This window comes from Haloarcula hispanica ATCC 33960 (assembly GCF_000223905.1).
In the GTDB taxonomy this organism is placed as follows: Archaea; Halobacteriota; Halobacteria; order Halobacteriales; family Haloarculaceae; genus Haloarcula; species Haloarcula hispanica.
The window spans coordinates 1,462,093-1,481,264 of record NC_015948.1 but is presented as its reverse complement, the minus strand read 5'-3'; the positions used below and the strand labels follow the sequence as shown (position 1 = coordinate 1,481,264).

Annotated in this window: 17 protein-coding genes; 10 read left to right on the top strand and 7 right to left on the bottom strand. The window is 63.3% G+C overall.

All coding sequences use genetic code 11. The features are described 5' to 3' along the window. Positions 1-13: 13 nt before the first annotated feature. The 6 genes from HAH_RS07540 to HAH_RS07515 all read left to right on the top strand — a co-directional run bounded on the left by HAH_RS07540 (position 14) and on the right by HAH_RS07515 (position 7,045). Positions 14-1,090 carry a Gfo/Idh/MocA family protein gene (locus tag HAH_RS07540; protein WP_044951836.1) on the top strand — a complete coding sequence of 359 codons (1,077 nt, stop codon included), beginning with the start codon at positions 14-16 and terminating at the stop codon, positions 1,088-1,090. A gap of 40 nt (positions 1,091-1,130) precedes the next feature. Then, the gene (locus HAH_RS07535; RefSeq protein ID WP_014040378.1) at positions 1,131-2,195 is read left to right on the top strand and encodes a glucose 1-dehydrogenase; all 1,065 of its coding nucleotides are present in this window, start codon (positions 1,131-1,133) and stop codon (positions 2,193-2,195) included. A gap of 274 nt (positions 2,196-2,469) precedes the next feature. Beyond that, positions 2,470-3,846, top strand: a complete 1,377-nt coding sequence (locus HAH_RS07530) for an ABC transporter substrate-binding protein (protein WP_023843263.1) — start codon at positions 2,470-2,472, stop codon at positions 3,844-3,846. A 179-nt stretch (positions 3,847-4,025) separates the two neighbouring features. Then, a complete protein-coding gene (trmB, locus tag HAH_RS07525) occupies positions 4,026-5,078 on the top strand; it encodes an HTH-type sugar sensing transcriptional regulator TrmB (RefSeq protein ID WP_014040376.1) in 1,053 nt (350 codons plus the stop codon). Positions 5,079-5,505: 427 nt separating this feature from the next. Then, positions 5,506-6,282 carry a helix-turn-helix transcriptional regulator gene (locus tag HAH_RS07520; RefSeq protein ID WP_014040375.1) on the top strand — a complete coding sequence of 259 codons (777 nt, stop codon included), beginning with the start codon at positions 5,506-5,508 and terminating at the stop codon, positions 6,280-6,282. A 49-nt stretch (positions 6,283-6,331) separates the two neighbouring features. Then, positions 6,332-7,045, top strand: a complete 714-nt coding sequence (locus HAH_RS07515) for a dolichyl-phosphate hexose transferase (RefSeq protein ID WP_014040374.1) — start codon at positions 6,332-6,334, stop codon at positions 7,043-7,045. 32 nt (positions 7,046-7,077) lie between these two features. Here HAH_RS07515 and HAH_RS07510 read toward each other — a convergent pair whose 3' ends face one another. Genes HAH_RS07510 through HAH_RS07485 form a run of 6 tightly spaced genes read right to left on the bottom strand, consistent with a single transcriptional unit; the run spans position 7,078 to position 14,832 of the window. Beyond that, complete coding sequence (locus tag HAH_RS07510) at positions 7,078-7,662, bottom strand: gluconate 2-dehydrogenase subunit 3 family protein (RefSeq protein WP_014040373.1); 585 nt, start codon at positions 7,660-7,662, stop codon at positions 7,078-7,080. 9 nt (positions 7,663-7,671) lie between these two features. Beyond that, a complete protein-coding gene (locus tag HAH_RS07505; protein ID WP_023843262.1) occupies positions 7,672-9,678 on the bottom strand; it encodes a DUF7846 domain-containing protein in 2,007 nt (668 codons plus the stop codon). After that, entirely contained in the window at positions 9,675-10,805 is a 1,131-nt protein-coding gene (locus HAH_RS07500) for an ABC transporter ATP-binding protein (protein ID WP_014040371.1), read from the bottom strand. The genes HAH_RS07505 and HAH_RS07500 overlap by 4 nt, the downstream gene beginning before the upstream one ends. Then, complete coding sequence (locus HAH_RS07495) at positions 10,805-12,427, bottom strand: ABC transporter permease (RefSeq protein ID WP_014040370.1); 1,623 nt, start codon at positions 12,425-12,427, stop codon at positions 10,805-10,807. The genes HAH_RS07500 and HAH_RS07495 overlap by 1 nt, the downstream gene beginning before the upstream one ends. A 1-nt stretch (position 12,428) precedes the next feature. Beyond that, a complete protein-coding gene (locus HAH_RS07490; RefSeq protein WP_014040369.1) occupies positions 12,429-13,631 on the bottom strand; it encodes an extracellular solute-binding protein in 1,203 nt (400 codons plus the stop codon). A gap of 37 nt (positions 13,632-13,668) precedes the next feature. Beyond that, positions 13,669-14,832 carry a hypothetical protein gene (locus HAH_RS07485; protein WP_014040368.1) on the bottom strand — a complete coding sequence of 388 codons (1,164 nt, stop codon included), beginning with the start codon at positions 14,830-14,832 and terminating at the stop codon, positions 13,669-13,671. 218 nt (positions 14,833-15,050) lie between these two features. On the opposite strand from HAH_RS07485, the gene HAH_RS07480 reads away from it, so the two are divergent. From HAH_RS07480 to HAH_RS07470, 3 genes are read left to right on the top strand one after another with little or no spacing between them, the layout of a single operon-like run. Continuing rightward, complete coding sequence (locus tag HAH_RS07480; protein WP_014040367.1) at positions 15,051-15,794, top strand: beta-ketoacyl-ACP reductase; 744 nt, start codon at positions 15,051-15,053, stop codon at positions 15,792-15,794. A 1-nt stretch (position 15,795) separates the two neighbouring features. Next, positions 15,796-17,379, top strand: a complete 1,584-nt coding sequence (locus HAH_RS07475; RefSeq protein WP_004961318.1) for an acyl-CoA carboxylase subunit beta — start codon at positions 15,796-15,798, stop codon at positions 17,377-17,379. A gap of 1 nt (position 17,380) precedes the next feature. Then, positions 17,381-17,692 carry a hypothetical protein gene (locus tag HAH_RS07470; RefSeq protein ID WP_014040366.1) on the top strand — a complete coding sequence of 104 codons (312 nt, stop codon included), beginning with the start codon at positions 17,381-17,383 and terminating at the stop codon, positions 17,690-17,692. On the opposite strand, the gene HAH_RS07465 is transcribed toward HAH_RS07470, so the two are convergent. Beyond that, positions 17,689-17,874, bottom strand: a complete 186-nt coding sequence (locus tag HAH_RS07465) for a DUF7836 family putative zinc-binding protein (protein WP_008309156.1) — start codon at positions 17,872-17,874, stop codon at positions 17,689-17,691. The genes HAH_RS07470 and HAH_RS07465 overlap by 4 nt on opposite strands. A 143-nt stretch (positions 17,875-18,017) precedes the next feature. Between HAH_RS07465 and HAH_RS07460 the strand changes: the two genes are divergently transcribed. Next, positions 18,018-19,172: an ABC transporter substrate-binding protein gene (locus HAH_RS07460; RefSeq protein ID WP_014040365.1), complete on the top strand. Its 1,155-nt coding sequence runs from the start codon at positions 18,018-18,020 to the stop codon at positions 19,170-19,172.

Genomic DNA, 19,172 nt, shown 5'->3' with positions numbered 1-19,172 from the left:
GACTTCGAGAGACATGACTGAGACCGTTCGGATAGGCATCATCGGACTGGGGAACATCGCGGACATCCACTGTACCAACCTCCGACAGCTCGACCAGCCGGTCTCGATAGCGGCGGGCGTCGATGTCGATGCCGACGCGCGCCGCCGGTTCGCCGAGACGTACGACGCGGCGGTGTACGAGGAAGCCGCGGCGATGTTCGAGACGGTAGATGCCGTGCTGGTGACGACGCCGAACAAGTTTCACGAACAGTACGTCGTCGCAGCCCTTGAGGCAGGGCTAGACGTGCTCGTCGAGAAGCCGCTGGCCCACACGCTCGAAAGCGCCGAGCGGATCGCCGCGGCCGCCGACGCGGCCGACGGGTTCTGCATGGTCGGCTTCCACAACCGGTTCGCCGACCCGGTCCAGACGCTTGTGGGCTACCGCGATGCAGGCGATATTGGCGAGGTGTCTCACATCGAAGCGAACTACATCAGGCGTCGCGGCGTCCCCGGCCGGGGGTCGTGGTTCACGCGCAGCGACGTGGCTGGCGGCGGGTCGCTCATCGATATCGGCGCGCACGCTATCGACCTGGCGCTGCACGTCGCCGACCATCCCGAGGTCGTCGAGGTGTCGGGCGACACCCGCGCTCAGTTCGGCGTCGACGAGGAGTACGCGTACGTCGAGATGTGGGGCGAGGATCACGGTGCGGCCGAGTTCAGCGTCGACGATTCGGCGAGCGCCTTCATCCGCTGTGGCGACGGGACAACGATCTCTCTGGAGGTCGCGTGGGCGACGAACCGGCCGGACAGCCAGGAGTACTACGTCCGCGGGACCGGGGCGGGCGCGAAACTCGACCTCGCGGACCAGTCGCTGACGCTGTTCGAAACCGCCGATACCGGCCGGATGCACCACCGGACGACCGACATCGAGACGCAACGGTCGGACCCACAGCACCGGGAACAGGCGCGGTTCGTCTCCGCAGTCAGAGACGGGACGCCGCCGTCGGCGAACACCGTTGAACAGGCGCTTCGCGTCCAGCGTGTGATGGACGGAATCTACCGCTCCAGCGAGACTGGCACGGCCGTCAGTGTCGGTGAGGCAGAACCCTGAAGAAAGACTTAATCCCCAGTGTTCTCACTCTCTGCCTGGCATGAAAGTGATTGGTGTTACGCGGGACGACGACGGCCCACAGCTCTTAGAGCGGGAGCGACCGTCGCCTGACCCGGGCGAGGCACTCGTCCGGACGCTCCGCGTTGGTGTTGACGGCACAGACCACGAAGTCCTGAACGGGTCCCACGGCGGGTTCCCCGACGGGGCGGACCACATGGTTCTCGGACACGAGGCGGTCGGCGTCGTCGAAGAGCCCAATGGCACGGGGCTCGAGGCGGGGCAGGTCGTCGCGCCGACCGTCCGACGGAAACCGAACGGTGAGACGAACGACTACTTCCGCCGAGGTGAGCCTGATATGGCTCCGGACGGCGAGTACACGGAACGCGGCATCGTCGGTGACCACGGCTTCATGGCGGAGTACTTCACCTCGCCGGCGGATTTCCTCGTCCCGGTCCCCGAGTCAGTCGCGGAGCACGGCTTCCTCGTCGAGCCGCTCTCGATCACCGAGAAGGCCAACGAGCACGCCTACGCGACGCGGGAACCGTTCGACTGGCGACCGGAATCCGCCTGCGTGCTGGGCAACGGCTCGCTCGGCCTGCTGACGCTGTGGATGCTCGACCAGGAGTACGACCGGACCTACTGTGTCGGTCGGCGGAACCGTCCCGACCCGACGGTCGACATCATCGACGAGATCGGCAGCACGTACGTCGATTCCCGCGAAACGCCGGTGGACGAACTCCCGGAGGCCTACGAGGCGATGGACTATATCTACGAGGCGACCGGGTTCGCCCCGCACGCGTTCCAGACAGTCAAGGCGCTCGACCAGAACGGGGTCGGCGTGTTGCTCGGCATCCCGGAGCCGTGGGAGTTCGAAGTCGACGGTGGTTCGCTACACAACGAGATCGTCCTGCACAACAAGTGTCTCATCGGCACGGTCAACTCACACGTCTCGCACTTCGAGGACGCCGTCGAGACCCTACAGGAGCTTCCGGAGTGGCTGCTCGATGATCTGGTCACGACGGTTACCGACCCGGAACACGTCGAGGCGGCCTTCGAAGATGGGGACGACCAGATAAAGGCAGTCGTCGAGTTCGATTCGCTGTAACCCTCGGGCCGAACCGCGCCCGAGCTTTTTCACGGCAGTTTGGCCTGAACACCCCCCATTTAGACGGGGATATGTCGGTATATGTAAGATAGTAGATGTAAGATTGTGAGGTATTTACTCGCATTCGATTAATTTCTTTCTCCACTCAAACCCGAAGAATCGTGGGATATAGATGATTTATCGGGACCGACCCGAATGTCAAATGCTGATTTTCGCTATACAGAAGTATTAAGTGCGAATCTTCAATAAGGAATTATGAGGTATTGGTGCAACCATGGCTGATGACAATTCAAACAGACGGTTGACGCGGCGTAACGCTCTTCGGATTGCTGGTGCAGCAGGTGCGGCCTCGCTGGCTGGCTGCGGTGGGAGTGACGGCGGTGACGGCAGCAGCGGCGATGGCAGCAGCGGTGATGGTAGTGACGGCAGCAGTGGTGACGGCAGCAGCGACGGCGGCAGTACTGACAGCGGGACACAGTACAGCACACTTGAAGTCGCCCACTGGTGGGGCGAGGGCGACGGACTGGAAGCGATTCAGTCCGTAATGGATGCGTTCAAGGAGCAACACCCGGACGTCCCGTTCGACGAGAACCTCATCGCCGGCGGTGCGGGTGAGAACCTGCAGGCGAACATCCGGACACGGGTCCAGAACGGCAACCACCCGAGTACGTGGCAAGCCTGGCCCGGAAACAATCTGCTCCCCTTCACCGATGCGAACCTGCTGAAGGATATCGGCGACTCCGTGTGGTCAGAGAACAGCATGGAGGACGCCTACCTTCAGGGCGTCAAGGACGCGGCCCAGCCCGCTGGGAACTACGTGACGGTGCCGCTCAACATCCACCGGATCAACAACCTCTTCTACAACGTCGAGGTCGTCGAGGACGCCGGGGTCGATCCGGCCTCCCTCGAAACGCCGTCTGACCTCGTCGACGCGATGGCGACGGTCAACGATGCCGGCTACACCGGAATGGCACACCAGACCGGGTCGCCGTGGTCCAGCTTCCAGATGTTCGCGACTGTCCTCCTCGGCGAAACGGACGCCGAGACCTACAGCGCTATCTTCGTCGACGGTGAGGTCGACGCCAACAGCGACGCGCTCGAGTCGGCAGTCGAGACGACGCAGTCCTATCTCGACTACATCCCGAGCGACGCTGGTTCGATTTCCTGGACCGAGGCCAACAATCAGGTCATCAACGGCGAAGCGGCGTTCCTCCACCAGGGTGACTGGGCGGCCGGAACGTACCTCACGAACGACCTGACGTACGGCGAGGAGTGGGACCATGTGACATTCCCGGGAACCGACGGCTACTATGCCCTCAACATGGACTCGTTCCCGTATCCGGTCAACAACCCGTCCCCGGAAGCGACCACGCTGTGGTGCCAGTTCGTCGGGACGACGGAGGCACAGGAGATCTTCAACCCGAAGAAGGGGTCGATTCCGCCGCGGACCGACGTCAACACCGACCCGTTCAACGACTTCTCCAAGGACCAGATAGAGGACTTCCAGAACAGCGAGGCCCAGCCGCCGTCCGTCGCGCACGGTCTGGCCGCACCGCCGGCAGTCAAGTCCTCGCTCGAATCCGCTATCTCATCGCTGAACTCCGGTGCTGCGCCCGCGGACGTCGTCTCCCAGATTTCCAGCGCCTACTAATAACCCAGCGACAGCACGCAGTTTTTTTGCCGTGTCGACTCGAACGATCGGAGTCACAGGAGTAGGCAGCCGCTGTGACGGGACAACCAACAGTAGCACAGAGTCACATGACTGGTTCTGAAACTGGCTGCTGAATAGAGTGCCGAAGTTCTTAGTACTCGACTCGCAAACGCTCCACTATGTCTAGTGACGACTTGGAAGCATCGCTCGAACAGGTAATTGCGCGGTTCAATCTCGGCGAGTACGAGATTTCAGCCTACCTGGCCGTGTTGCAACACGGTGAGCTGACAGCGTCGGAGATCTCGGAGAACACGGACATTCCACAGCCGCGGGTGTACGATACGGTCCGGAGCCTCAGCGACGTCGGACTCGTCGAACTCAAGGAGTCCCGGCCGATGAAGGTCCTGGCTATCGATCCTCGGGAAGCCTTCGAGGGGATTCAAGACTCGCTTGATGACCTCGTCGACGACCTGTCTTCGCGCTACACGGCCCCCGCACGGGAGCCGGAAGCCGTCTCGCTCGTCAAATCCCGGCCGACGATACTCCGGTACCTCGAAGACATCATCGAGACGGCCGAGTACGAACTGACGCTGTCGCTGACCCCGGCCCTGCTAGAGCGGTTCGAAGACAGACTCGCGGCCCGGAAGCAGTCCGGCATCGCTATTGAAATTCTCATTTCACCGGGTGTGGACGCTCCCGACCCAGCGCGGTTCGATTACGAGTCCATCGCGACCACGGTGAAGGCCCGCCGCGGTATCACGACACCGGTCGTCGCCGTCGCCGATGGGAACTACTCGATGTACGCCACCCGCGAGAGCGTCCGCGGCGACACAGACAGATACGGCGTCATATTCAATCGGTCGGAACTCGGGTTTCTGGTGTCCGGGTTCCTCAACACGGTGCTGTGGACAACGGCCGAAACGATTGCCAGCGACGGGGACGGGCTGCCGTTCCCGCGCCGCTACGGGACGATCAGGCGCTGTATCTCTGACTTGATGACATTGGACGGGGAGTTCTACGCGACTATCGAGGGGCGGGACGTGGAAACGGGCGACCACCGGGTCGTCGAGGGCAAAGTGGACCAGGCGTCGTTCAGTTCGAACCGCGAGGTCGCGACGCTGGTCGTCGAGACGGCCGAGGGGCCGGTAGAAGTCGGTGGACAAGTCGCTGCGTTCGAGGATATGGAGGCGTACGAGATCCGGATCGGAACGGACGAACCGCCCGAGAACTGACACTGTCGGCTGTAGCTGTTTCTCACGGTGACCGCCTGACTACAGACGGTCGATACGGAACCGGCGGACGGAGTCCGAAGTAAACAGACGCGGCTGGACGAGACGACAGCGGAGACAATGAGCACCGTGGGCGGGCAACCCACGGTGATTGCATGACCCTTCGGGCTGGCGAAGTATGTCAGAGGCACGATATCGCCTGGCCCGAACGTGGCAGTTCCACAAGACCAACGTGCTCCATTGCGTTCAGCGGGGACGTGGTCTTACGTGGACAGCAACTGTGTCTGTGTCACGAGCGGTAAAAAAGATGGACACATTGGCTGCAATAATATCCAATGCCCGAGAGAATAGTACAGCTTCCGGAGAGAATTCCATTACAAATGGAAACTGATATGTGCGAAAAATATGAGCTACAGTATATGGGGACAGTATGGGCGTAGAATCAGTTATTCAGTACGTCCGAACGTCGTCCGTCCGGACGGACATCATCGGCTCGCTGTGTCCCGGAGCCAAGGCCACCAACGAACTGCTGTCAGCGGTCACTGCGAGCGAGTCCGCGATATACGATGCGCTCTCGAACCTCGAAGGCCGCGGTCTGGTCACCTCGATGGATGACGGATGGCGACTCACCGGTACCGGCCGCCTCGTCGCGGATACGATTCACCGCCAGCAACGCCTCGAGGAACTCTTCGCCGTGGCCCCGCAGTACTGGGAGTCCCACGATACGTCAGTTCTACCACAGCCGTTCCGGTGTCGCCTCCCAGAACTCGACGAGTACACGGTCATCCGTGGCACGCAGACCGATATCAACCGCCCGGTCCGCGAAGTCGTCACTCGCGTCGAGAGCGTCCAGAACTGCGACGTGGTCTCGCCCGTCTACCACCCAGAGTACGAGGAAGCGATGCCAGATAGCCCCGACTCGAGACTGGTGGTAAGCTGTGCTGTCATCGACGAGATACTCGGCAAGGAGTCCGTCTCGCTCGATATGAATCGATACGAGGAGACGACCGTTCGTGTCACGGAGGTCCCGTACGCACTTGCCGTCGCCGACGACTGGATGATCCTGACGCTCCCAGAACTCGACGGAGCCTGGCCGTCGGCGAAAATCGTCTCCGAAACGGACAGCGCTATTTCGTGGGCACGGGACCTGTTCGCGCACCTCTGGACGGATGCAACCCCGATAGAAACGTATCTCGCCGACCGCTGATTTTGGCAAACCTAAACATTCAAGAACCGTGGGTTCTGACGGATGAGCAATGGCTATTCAGGGTTCACGGAGCGACGAACCGGCCGGCTACACCTTCGACGACCTCGCGGTCGTTATGGGCACGTACAACGAGGAAGAAGCAATCGGCACCGTGCTCGATGACATCGCTGCAGTGACTGACGGGCGCGCCGAAGTCGTCTGTGTCGACGGGTCCAGCGACCGGACACCGGAGATCGCCCGCGAGCACGGCGCTACAGTCATCCAACAGGAACCGCAGGGGTACGGCGTGGCAGTCCGCGAAGCCGTGCTGACACCGGACCGGCCGGTCGTCGTCACGACGGACTGCGACGACACGTATCCGATGGAACGCCTGCCCGATTTCCTCGCGGAAATAAACGACGGGGCCGACGTCGTCAGCGGTGACCGACTGTACTACGGGGCCGAACAGATGCCGGCGATGAACAAACTGGGGAACGAACTGTTCGCGCTACTCGCGAGCGTGCTCATGGGCAAGCGCGTCCACGACACGACGACTGGAATGCGCGCGTACCGCCGCGAGGTCCTCCAGAAGATCGTCTGGACCGAGAACACCGGACTCTCGGCCGAACTGCTCATGCGGCCGCTGATGCGTGGCTACGACGTGCGTGAGCGCCCCATCGCGTACGACGAGCGGAAAGGCGAGACGAAGCTCGACCCGTTCTCCGGCGGGGCCGCCATCGCGAAATCTATCGTCCGCGTTGCGCTCGAAGAACGGTTCCGGTAACACCGCCGAAGCAGTCGACGACGGGACCCGGCTTATCGGTCGTTCGGTGGCTGCTGATAGCTACCCGTTCCACCGGGGTGGCCCTGTGGATTCTCGATGCCGACGAGCTTACCGCCGGTCGGCGAACTGTACAGCGCGAACAGGAGGTCGTTGACGAGGTAGTAGCGGACGCGGTGCCTCGGGTCGCCATGTGGGTCCGGATCAGAGGCCTTGACCCCCATTCCCCGAAGCGTATCTTCTTTCGTCGCAGCATCGACCGCCACGAAGTCGGTGCCTTCCCACTCTCGGGTGTACGTGTCCAGAGCCGAAACCGCTGCCGCCATGGCTTCGGCTCGTTCGGGGTCTGCCTCGACCCGTCCGGCGACGTAGCTGTCGACGAATCCAGCGACGCCCGTCACCTCGCTCGGATAGACGATAGCGGCGACGGCACGGTACGTCTCGCGTTCGTGGTCCCCGAAGCTCGATTCGGAACTGGCGGCGTCGGCCTCGGCTGACTCGTCAGCATCGTCGCTTGTCGACCTGTCCCAGGCGAGCGCCGCCGCGCCGCCGGCGACGGTGACACCCGCCGCGCCGAGTGCTTTCAGTGCGTCGCGTCTGGTGAGTTCGTAGTCAGTCATCGGTGAGTCTCACGTATTCTCGCTTGTCGTGGTCGCGTTCATGCTGATGCCATCGCGATGCGTGCCCGGGACGTAGGCCGCTTCGCCGCCGCAGCGGCGCTGGTCCCGACAGACTTCGAGCCGCGGCGTCAGCGCCCGGACGCTCTCGTCTGTCTGCTCGACCGGGAGTTCCGCGCGGTACTCGAACCCCGCGCCGGTGCCGTAGTCGACGAACATAATCAGCGTGACCGTCCCGTCTTCCGGCGTCGGGACGCTGACCTGGTCGTCGATTCCGTCGCCGGTGAGTCGCGTCCGATTCCGGTCGGTCGAGAGCTGCAGATCCAGCCGGTCCGTTCCGGTAACTGTCGCGTAGTCGTTCTCACCCTCGCTTGCGAGCCGGATCGAGACCAGCGCGGCCTGCTCCGGAACCGACGCCGACACGTCCGTTTGGACCGTCTCGCCCTCCGCGACCGACACCGGCTGGAGTCGCGGCTCGACGGGCAGCCCCAGATACGGGACCCACTCGCCGCGGAACACGTAGCGGTAGTAGTCCCGCTCGGGATAGGCGTCGAGCACCTCGAACTGGCGGTGTTGCATCGCGTAGACGGTGTCGCCGTCGAAGCCGGGGTCGTTGCGAACCGACTGGAACGGGTGGTTGAGCCAGTCGCCATAGGGCGTGGGAAGCAGGACGAGGCTATTGTCGAGGTCACGCTGCTCGAATGGTTCGTAGGCCTGCTCTAGCTGCTGGGTCACCGCGTAGTTGTCCGAGACCGGGTCGGCCGCCGCTGTGACGGCTGCGCCGCCGCCCAGCGCCGCACTACAGAGCGCTATCGTGAGCAGAACCGGACGGACGCGGTCGGCGCTGACTTGGTCGGTGACGAGTCGGCTCGTCCATCGAGCGACCGCAACGACCCCGACGGCACCGAAGGCCGTCAGCGGGACGAGCATGTCGACGTGGTAGAACGGCCCCAGGAAGGCGACCAGACCGTCGGTCGGGTCCGAGAGGTCCCCGAGCATGTTCACGGTGCCCCAGAAGTAGCCGTTGCCGAGCGGGACCGTCAGGAGGACGCCGGCCAGCGCCGCCTGTCGACCATCTATCCCGCGGCGCACGGCAGCCCCGAGTCCGACGGCTGCAGCGAGCGTTCCCAGCGGCCCGGCGACGACCCACTGGGTGACGAGCTTCCAGAGGAGTTCGGCGTTCGCGTCCAGCGACATCGCTGGCGTGAACTCGCGCGAGTAGCCCAGAATCTCTCGGTAGCCGAAGCCCGGGCCGTCCTGCGGGGCGAACACCTCGTAGGGGAACAACAGCGCGGAGCCGGTGACGACGCGGTTGTATGCAAGCGTCGCGGCAACGCCGGTGAGCCCGCCGATGGCAGTCAGCGACAGTCGCGTGAACCGCGCCGGGTCGCGCGTCCGGAGCGACCACAGCGCGTGGGCGATGAACGGCGTCGCAAACAACACCGCCGTGTACGGCCGTGCGAAAAAGGCGATGCCGATCGCGAGCCCAGCACACGCCGCCGTCTTCCGGCTCCCCGTCCGGTCGGCGTGGAGATACGCCGCGGCGAAGCCGAGGTTCCAGAGCGTCGTCGGCACGTACGAGAGGAACACCGACGCCTCGACGAGGAACAGCGGCGATCCGAGCATGAGGACGGTCGCTACCACGCCGGTTCGAGCGTCGAATGCCTCACGGACGGTGTGGTAGGTCAGCGCCAGCACGCCGGTCGAAATCAGTCCGAGCGCAATGCGGTAGCCGCCGAGTAGTTTCCCGACGGCGAACATCGCCGCCGGAACCGGCGCGTATTTCGGATACAGCCGCTCGCCGTCGGCGACGAAAAACCACGGCCGGAACGACTCCTCGACCGGGGGGTAAATGAACAGTTGCCCCTCCAGCAACATCGCGGCCTGCTGGAGGTAGACGCCCTCGTCATGGTTGGTGGTGTGGTGCGGAAAAACGACGTGGGCAAGCGTGAAAACGGTGATCCCGCCCAGCAGCGCCACCAGCCCCGCCTGTACCCCCGGCCGGCGCAGTCGATTCATTCCGTCGGGTACCAGGCCAGGTCGTGGTCCGCGACCAAGTCGACCTCGACGGGCTGGCCCGGTTCGAACGTCTCGACGTGGTTGTGCATGCAGTGGACGACGTCGCCGCTGTGGAGCTCGACCCGGTAGACGAACGAGGGGCCGTTGTACTGGCGATGGACGACGTAGCCGTCGGCTTTGGACTCGTTCGTCGGCATCGCCTGCAGGTCATCGGGCCGGACAAGCACGTCCACCATTGCGCCGTTGTACGCCGCAACTGGCCCGTTCAGCAGGTCCACGTCGAACGAGCCCAGCCCTGTCTCGATTTGGTCGTTAGTCACCCGGGCCGAGAGGAAACTCGCCTGGCCGAGGAAGCTCGCGACGAAGCGGCTCTCGGGGTTCTCGAACACTTCAGCGGGGTCGCCGATCTGAGCGATGGTCCCGTCGTTCATGATGGCGACGCGGTCGCTGATCGACAGCGCCTCCTCCTGGTCGTGGGTCACGGAGATGGCGGTGACGCCGGCCCGCTTGAGGATCTTGCGGACCTCCTCGCGCATCTCGACGCGCAGGCGCACGTCCAGGTTCGAGAACGGCTCGTCGAGCAGGAGGACGTCAGGCTCCGGGGCCAGCGAGCGCGCGAGCGCGACGCGTTGCTGCTGGCCGCCGGAAAGCTGGCTCGGCATCTTGTCGTGATGGGCCGACAGGTCGACCAGTTCGAGCAGTTCGTCGACCCGCTCTCCGACAGCGTCTTCCTCCATCTCGGTCAGGCCGAACGCGATGTTCTCGGCGACGGTGAGATGCGGGAACAGGGCGTAGTCCTGGAAGACGATACCGACGTTGCGCTCCTCGGGCTTCCGGAACGAGGTGCCGTCGGCGATGACTTCGTCGGCGATAGAGATTTGCCCGTCGGAGGGGCGTTCCAGCCCGGCAATCATCCGGAGCGTCGTCGTCTTGCCACAGCCCGAGGGACCAAGCAACGTCAGCAGTTCGCCGTCTTTCACGTCGAGCGAGAGGTTCTCGACGGCGACTTCGTGACCGTAGTCCTTGGAAACGTCGTCCAGTTCCAGGACGGTCCGGTTCGGGTTCGCTACTGCTGCGTCCACGTCGTCGAAGTCCGATGTTTGCTGTGTGCGTGTTTGTCGAGACATTAGCTTGTGTCCTCCCGTCGAAGAATGACCAGCATGGAGAGTCCGGAAAGGCCAACGAGCACGAGGGCCGGGACCGCCGCCTGTCCGTAGTAGCCGGCACCCTGGACGAGCCAGATGTACGTGACGAAGGTTTCGAAGCCCGTCGGGCGTAACATCAGCGTTGCCGGCAATTCCTTCATAGTCGTCAGGAACACCAGCGCGGCCCCGGCGGCGATACCCGGCGCGACGAGCGGCAAGACGACCTTCCGGAACGCCGAGAGCGGGTGGTAGCCCAGCGACCGCGCCGCCTCGATGTACTGCGGATCGACTTGGAGAATCGAGGATTCGGTCGTCCCGACGGCCTGCGGGAGGAACCGAATCACGTAGGCGAACACCAGCAGGATGACGCTCTGGTACAGGAAGGGGACGTACCGGAGCCCAAGGTACACCAGCGCGAGGCCGAGAACGACACCGGGGACCGCGTAGCCGACGTACGTGGCCCGCTCGGGAAGTGACGAAATACCCGACGTGCCCCGCGCGGCGAGGTACGCAATCGGGAGCGCCGCCACGACGCAGATAGCGGCCGCGGCGGCGGCCAGACCGACCGAGTTCCAGGCATAGGACGCCTCGAACGCGAAGCCACCGCCGCTGTAGCCCGTGCCGGAACGGAGGAGCCACTGGAGCAGGATACCGATGGGAAGCACCAGACACAGGGACGCGATGGCACCGCAAAACAGCAGTGCCGGGGCCTTCCAGTACCCGAGCCTGATGAGACCGGGCCGGCGCGAACCGCTGCTGACGTAGGCACCGTCCCGGCCCGCGCTGAGCCGGGATTCGACGGCGAGGATGCCGAGCGCCATCACGAGCAACAGCATCGAGAGCACGGAGGCGTAGTCCAGTCGGCGCGCGCCGAACTCGTTGTAGATCATCCGCGTGAACACGTCGTACTGCATAATCGCCGGCGTTCCGAAGTCAGAGAGCGCGTACAGTGCCACCAGCAGCGCGCCGGCGGCGATGCCTGGTGCGATCTGTGGTAGCGTGACGCGGCGGAACGCCTCCCAACGAGTGTGATTCAGCGTCCGGGCGGCCTCGACGACGGTCCCGTCGAACGACAGCAGCGACGCGCGCGTAGTCAAGAATACGTACGGGTAGGTAAACAGTGTCAGGACGAGTATTGCGCCGTGCAGGCCGTATATTGTCGGGATTTGCTCGATACCGAGCGGCGAGAGCAGGTCCGCGAGGACGCCACGGGGGCCAAAGGCCGAGACGAACGCGAAGGCCCCGATGTAGCTCGGAACGACCAGTGGCAACGCGGACGTGATCGTCCAGAACCGTTTGAACGGCAGATCGGTCTGGGCGGTGAGAATCGCCAGCGGGACGCCGATGAGAATCGATGCGACAGTGACACCAGTCACCAGCGCCAGCGTGTTCAGCGTCACCGAGACGGTCGTGTCGCTTGTCAGCAATTCGACCGCACGCGCGAACTCGATTTCACCTGCCCTGAGAAAGATCCAAACCAGCGGTGCCAGTAACAGCAGCGAGATCGCCAGCGAGACCACTGCGAGCAGCGTGTGCGGCGACGAGTCTCGTTCCGACGTCGTCGCCTGCTCCCGAAGCCGCTCGTACCGGTCTTTTGTGCCCATATTAGAGGACGCCAGCGTCCCGAAGTAAGTCCACGGTTCCGGCCACGTCGGCCAGTTCGGTCAGGTTGATGTCCGGTGGGTTCAGGTCGTCGATGCGCGGCAGGTCGCCGACCGGTGCGACGCCCGGAATCATCGGATACGCGAACGTCCGGGTGGCGAAGAACTCCTGGGCCTCCGCCGAGAGAACGTGCCGGACGAAGTTCGACGCCAGGTCCGCGTTGTCGGTTCCGTCGATGATTTCCAGCCCCGAGACGTTGACGAGCGCGCCGGCGTCGCCCTCGGTGAACGCGAGGCCGATGGGCGAGTCGTCGCGGGCGGACTGGACCCGAAGCGTGTAGTAGTGGTTGGCGAAGCCGGCGGTGAGTTCACCGTCGGCGCAGGCGTTGGAAACGCGGAACTCGTCGTCGTAGGTAGTGATACCGTGGTCCTGCATCGCCTGAAGCCACGACATCGTCTCGTCGTCGCCGCGGATGAGCCGCATCGCGGTGACAAAGGACTGGAACGCGCCGTAGCTCGGTGCCCAGCCCATGCTGTTTTCCAGCGCAGCTGTCTCGGGGAACTCCTGAACTGTCGATGGGATGTCGGATTCGGAGATCTGGTTCGTGTTGTACGGGATCGCCCGGGCGCGACCGGCGATGCCAACCCAGCGGCCCTCGCTGTCCTGGTAGGCTTCGGGGACCGTCGAAAGGGCCTCTTCGGGGAGACTCGCGGTCGCACCGGCGTTGGCCACGGCACCGAGCGAACCGGCGTCGATGGACATGAACACGTCGGCGGGACTCGCGCCGGCCTCGTTTTCCTCGATAATCGTGTTCGCGAGGTCGCTGGAGGCTTCGAGCCGGTGGTTCGCCGTGAAGTCCGGATACAGCTGTTCGAGCAGGTTGATGAGGTCGAGATACAGTCCACCCTCGCCACCGCCGAGATACAGCGTCAGTTCGCCGCTGAGGTCCGGCAACTCCTCGATGGAGGTGCCGCCGGGAGCGTCCCGCTGTTCCACCAGTGGGCCGGACCCACGGAAGTCCGAAAGGGAAATCTGCCCGGCGCCGGTATCAGTTCCACCGTCACTTCCACCCTCACCGCCATCGCCACCACCGAGAATGCCGGAACAGCCGGCAAGCGCTGTTGCGGCAGTCGCGCCGCCGAGAGCGAGGAAGCGCCGTCGAGACTGCGTCGCGTTACGTCCAGTCAGATCGTTAGAATCACTCATTGTTTGATTTAGGGTTGCCTAAACAACTTAGGCCTTTCTAGTCGTCGGCGGTCGCGGGGACCTGTTCCGTCGCGGCGGCGTCCAGTTCGTCGAGACATTCCAGCCAGTCGAGCATGAACTCCCCGCAGTAGTTAAGGAAGGCACCGTTTTCCCAGTCGCTGAAATCGCCGTCGGCCATCGCTGTCCCGATTGCGTCGAACACTTCGGCGTAGGAGTCGGCGTCCGCGCCGGCCTCGTCAACGATCTCCCAGACGTGCTCGTTGAGTTCGAGCCCGTGGACCTCGTTGGTCAGGTCCGAGAACGTCGAGCGGGGCGCTTTGTTGTGCTCACAGAGGGGGTCGCCGTTGTAGATCTGCTTGCCGAGCACGTCACAGGCCCGCTTGAGGAACACGCCCGACCAGATGTCGTCGAAGCGGCCCACGTCCCACTCGTTGTCGTCCATCGGGAGCTGGTAGAACGCCGGAATCACTTCCCGGCGGAACGCGAGGTTCATCGAGCAGACGGTGAGGTACTGGCCCTTGGCGGCGACGAAGTCCTCGCCGAAGTCCGCCTCGCTCGTCCGGGTCTGGGCCTGTCCCTGGAGGTCGCCGTCCATCAGGATACGAACGGCGTCGAGGTCCGGTACGTTCGTCCAGAGGCCTTGAGAGGCGACCACATCGTCGACCTGCGTCGCTTCCGTCGAAACTTCCTCGTCCATCGCGGCGTAGGGGTAGCCGCGCGGGTAGAGACCGTGCTCGTCCTCGTTCTGGTAGAGCACGTTGACCCACTGCTCGTCGGAGCTGACCGTCTCTATCTCGCCCTCGAAGGACAGGTTCGACATGTGGGTCCCGAAGAAGTCTGCGTCCTCGTGTGGCAGCGTGTCATCGTCGATAAACACACCGTACTCGTAGTCGTTGGCCCACATGTAGAGGAGGCCAAACGACGTCTGCGCGTGGCTCGCTTCGGGGATAAGGTGCGAATACTCGCTCGCGCCGTGGTTCTCAAACCAGGTTTCGCGAGCAGTCCCGTCGTAGACGGCCCCGTCGACGCCTTCTTCGTCGAGCATCTGTTCCATCGCGTCGGTGTCACAGAAGTCCTCGGTGATGAGCACGACGAACAGTCGGTCCAGGTCGAACCCGTGGTTCCGGGCGTTCTGGAAGTACGAACGCATGCATTCGTGGTTTCGAATCGTCGGCACCATCACGCAGATGTCGGCTGTCATGTACTGGCCCTACCTCTTTAGGCCATCCTAAAAGATTTGGCGTTCTCACTTTGCTGCCCTCGTAGATCTGTTTTCCAGACATCATGTGTCCCGAAACCGGAACATCATTATATTCTAAATCTGACGTTTAATGTTGTATTAGGAGAACTATTATCTGGCTGTGCTTTGCCAGATTAGGTGATGAGCGTACGAAGCAACAGGGCTCCGATCAACCACAAATGAACCTGGATAATCAGACCTGTGTCGTCACCGGGTCCTCGCGCGGTATCGGCCGCGGAATCGCCAAAGACCTCGGTGCTCACGGGGCCAACGTCGTCGTAAATTACCGGTCCTCGGAAGCGGAAGCCCGTGCCGTCGTCGAGGATATCCGCGAAAGCGGTGGCAATGCTATCGCGGCGCAGGCCGACGTGGCGAAACTCGATGAAGTCCGGGCGATGCGTGAGAGGGTGGCCGACGAGTTCGGTCCCACGGACGTGCTCGTCAACAACGCTGGTATCACCATCGACAAGAAATTCGAGAACATGACCCGTGAAGACTGGGAGACGGTTATCGACGTCAACCTGGGCGGCGTGTTCAACGGGACGAAGGCGTTCTACGACGACATCCGCGACGCCGAGCACGGCCGACTGATAAATATCTCTAGCGTCGTCGGCCAGCAGGGCAACATCGGGCAGGCCAACTATGCGACGACGAAATCCGGGTTGTTCGGATTTACACGGACGCTTGCGCTCGAACTGGCACACACGGGCTCGACCGCGAACTGCGTCGCGCCGGGCTTTGTCAAGACCGATATGCTAGAGGAGGTGCCCGAACGCGTGCAGGAGAAGATTCTGCGGGAGATTCCGCTCGACCGGTTCGCACGCGTCGAAGACATCGCCGGCATCGTGAGGTTCGTCGCCAGCGAGGAATCGAGCTATATGACAGGACAGGTACTTGGTGTTAACGGCGGGATGGAGTGGTAGGATGAGTCAACAGGAAGAACCAGACGACGAGACTGGGGCGCCTGACGACGCGGTCGAAGAGTTGCGACAGAAACGGGCCGAAGCCGAACTCGGGGGCGGTGAAGCCCGTATCGAATCCCAGCACGAGAAGGGCAAGATGACCGCCCGCGAGCGTATCGATTTCCTCGTCGACGACGGCACGTTCAACGAGGTCGATCCGTTCGTCGAGCACCGGTCGACGAACTTCGGCATGGAGGAGAAGCGCTTCGCCGGCGACGCGGTCGTCACCGGCTACGGCGAGGTCGACGGTCGGAAGGTGTTCCTGTTCGCCCACGACTTCACCGTCCTCGGCGGCTCGGTCGGCGAGGTCGTCGCCGACAAGATCTGTAAGGTGATGGACCGGGCCATCGAAAACGGCGTCCCGGTCATCGGCCTCAACGACTCCGGCGGCGCGCGCATTCAGGAAGGTGTCGACTCGCTGGTGGGTTTCGCCAAGATTTTCGAGCGTAACACCAAGGCTAGTGGGCTCATCCCGCAGATTTCAGCCATCATGGGGCCGTGTGCCGGTGGAGCCACCTACAGTCCGGCACTGACTGACTTTACCTTCATGGTGCAGGACACCAGCCACATGTTCATCACCGGGCCGGACGTCATCGAGACGGTGACCGGCGAACAGGTGTCGAAGGAGGAACTCGGCGGTGCGGGCTCTCACTCTACCAAGTCCGGCGTCGCTCACTTCTCGTACCCGTCAGAGGAGGAAGCGCTCGAAAACATCCGCCGCCTCCTGTCGTACCTGCCGGCGAACAACATGGAGGACCCGCCGCGGGTCAAGCCGTGGGACGACCCCGACCGGGAAATTCCCGGCGTGACTGATATCGTCCCGTCGGCCCCGCGCAAGCCCTACGACATGACGAAAGTCATCGACGCCATCGTCGACGAGGACTCCTTCTTCGAGGTTCACGGCAACTGGGCGCGCAACGTCGTCGTGGGCTTCTCGCGGATGGACGGCCAGTCGGTCGGCGTCGTCGCCAATCAGCCACGCGTGAGCGCGGGGACACTCGACATCGACGCGGCGGAGAAAGCGGCCCGTTTCGTCCGCTTCTGTGACTCGTTTAATATCCCCATCCTCACGCTCGTCGACGTGCCCGGGTTCATGCCCGGCACCGACCAGGAGCACAACGGCATCATCCGGCGGGGCGCGAAGCTAATCTACGCCTACGCAGAGGCGACGGTGCCCCTGCTGTCGGTCGTCGTGCGGAAGGCCTACGGCGGTGCGTACATCGTCATGTCCTCGAAGTTCCTCGGCAGCGACGTGAACTACGCCTGGCCGGGGTCGGAGATGGCGGTCCTCGGTCCACGGGGCGCGGTCAACATCCTCTACCGGAACGAAATCGCAGACGCCGACGACCCGGACGCCAAGCGCCAGGAACTGATGGACGAGTTCCGCGACGAGTTCGCCAATCCGTACGGGCCGGCGAAACGGGGCTACCTCGACGACGTCATCGAACCGAAAGAGACGCGCAAGCGCCTCATTCAGGACCTCGACCTCCTGCAGCGCAAGCGCGAGGACACGCCGCCGAAAGACCACGGCAATATCCCGCTGTAATATGGCGACTCGCAACACACCACAGTCGGACGCGGAGACGCCGCCGCTTACCGATATCGAGGACCCCGAGGACCTGTCGCTGTCGATACCGGCGGACGCGTCACAGGCAGAAGCAGCGGCTATCGCCGCTGCGATCAGCGCTCACCTGACCGACTGCCGGCGCGCTGCTAAAGCGTCATCGCAGCGCTCGGCCGTCGAGTACGTGGACGAGTGGACGCTGGCCGGACGGCTGGCGAGCGTGGGCAAGCGCCGCCCCCCGAACGACGTCAAGCGGGGCGAGGAGTGGAAGGCGGCGGCGCGAGCGCGGTACTAAGAGTCCGTAAACTCCTGCAGCACTTCGAGGTCGCGGGTGGTCCGCATGAACTCCGACAGCGCCCGTTCGGCCCCGCAGTCGTCACAGACGAACTGTGTCTCCGGGGCCGGGAGGTCGGACACTTGCTCTTCCCAGGCAACTGAACACGCCGGACATTGTAGTTGGAGCCAGGCCTCCTGCATATTTCGTGTGTGGTTAGCACACACGGATATACTTTGTGTGGATTCTCACTGTCGGGGGCTATGGTGCTGTTTGTCGATTCATGGTGTTTTTGGGCTACCTAAATATGGGAAGATTTAAACCATTTAGGCAAGCCTAAAAAGATATGAACCGACGAGAGTACATCGTTGCGACCGGTGTCGGGCTGGCAGGTGCCGTCGCCGGCTGCTCGGGTCAGTCCGAGGCCGGGAGCGGTGGTGACGGCGCGACTGATGACGCGACGGATTCCGGTACGACGACCGCGACAGCGACCACGGAACCGACGGAGTCGGGCTACTCCGTCGCGATGGAACCGGTGGGCGAGGTCACGTTCGAGGCAGTTCCGGAGGGCTGGGTCGCGAACAACGGGAGCTGGGCCGACATGGGGATCGCGCTCGGCCTCGACGCACCAGAGGGCGTCTGGCTCCCCTCCCGATACCACACTCAGTACTACGACGAGATCCCGGGCGTCAGCGTTGACGGGAGTTCGATCCAGAAGCTGTGGGGGGACAGCGGTGTCGGGAAAGAGCAGTTCTACGAGATAGACGCCGACATCCACGTCATGGACCCGAACTTCCTGCAGAGCCGCGGGTCCTGGGAACAGTCGGATATCGACGAAATCGAAACCCAGGTCGGTCCCTTCTTCGGGAACAGCATCTTCTCGACCGGCTACGAGTGGCACGACTACACCTACTACACGCTGTACGAAGCTTTCGAGAAACTGTCCCAGGCGTTCCAGCGGACCGACCGGTTCGAGGCGTTCCGGACTCTCCACGAAGAATTCCAGACGAGCCTGGAAGACCTCGTGCCGGACTCGGAGTCCGAACGGCCCGAGGTAGCTATCGTATGGGCCGGCAGCGACGAGCCCACCAGCTTCTCACCGTACCTCATCGAGGACGGGACCAGCTTCAAACAGTGGCGAGACCTCGGGGTACGCGATGCCTTCGCGAAGACCGATGTCAGGGACTTCCACGCAGACCGCAGCAAGGTCGACTTCGAGACCCTGCTCGACATCGATCCGGAGTACCTGCTCCTGCGCGGACAGGAGAACAAAACGCGCTCGGAGTTCGAGGACACGGTCGTCAGCTTCCTCAAATCGGACCAGAGCGGAAGCGAACTGACGGCGGTACAGAACGGGAACGTGTATCGCGGTGGCCCGCTGTACCAGGGGCCGATAACGAACCTGGTCCTCACGGAACGGGCCGCGTCGCAGGTGTACGACGTGGACCGGAACCTGTTCGACCGTCAGCGTGTCGCCGATATCGTCGCCGGAGAGCTGTAG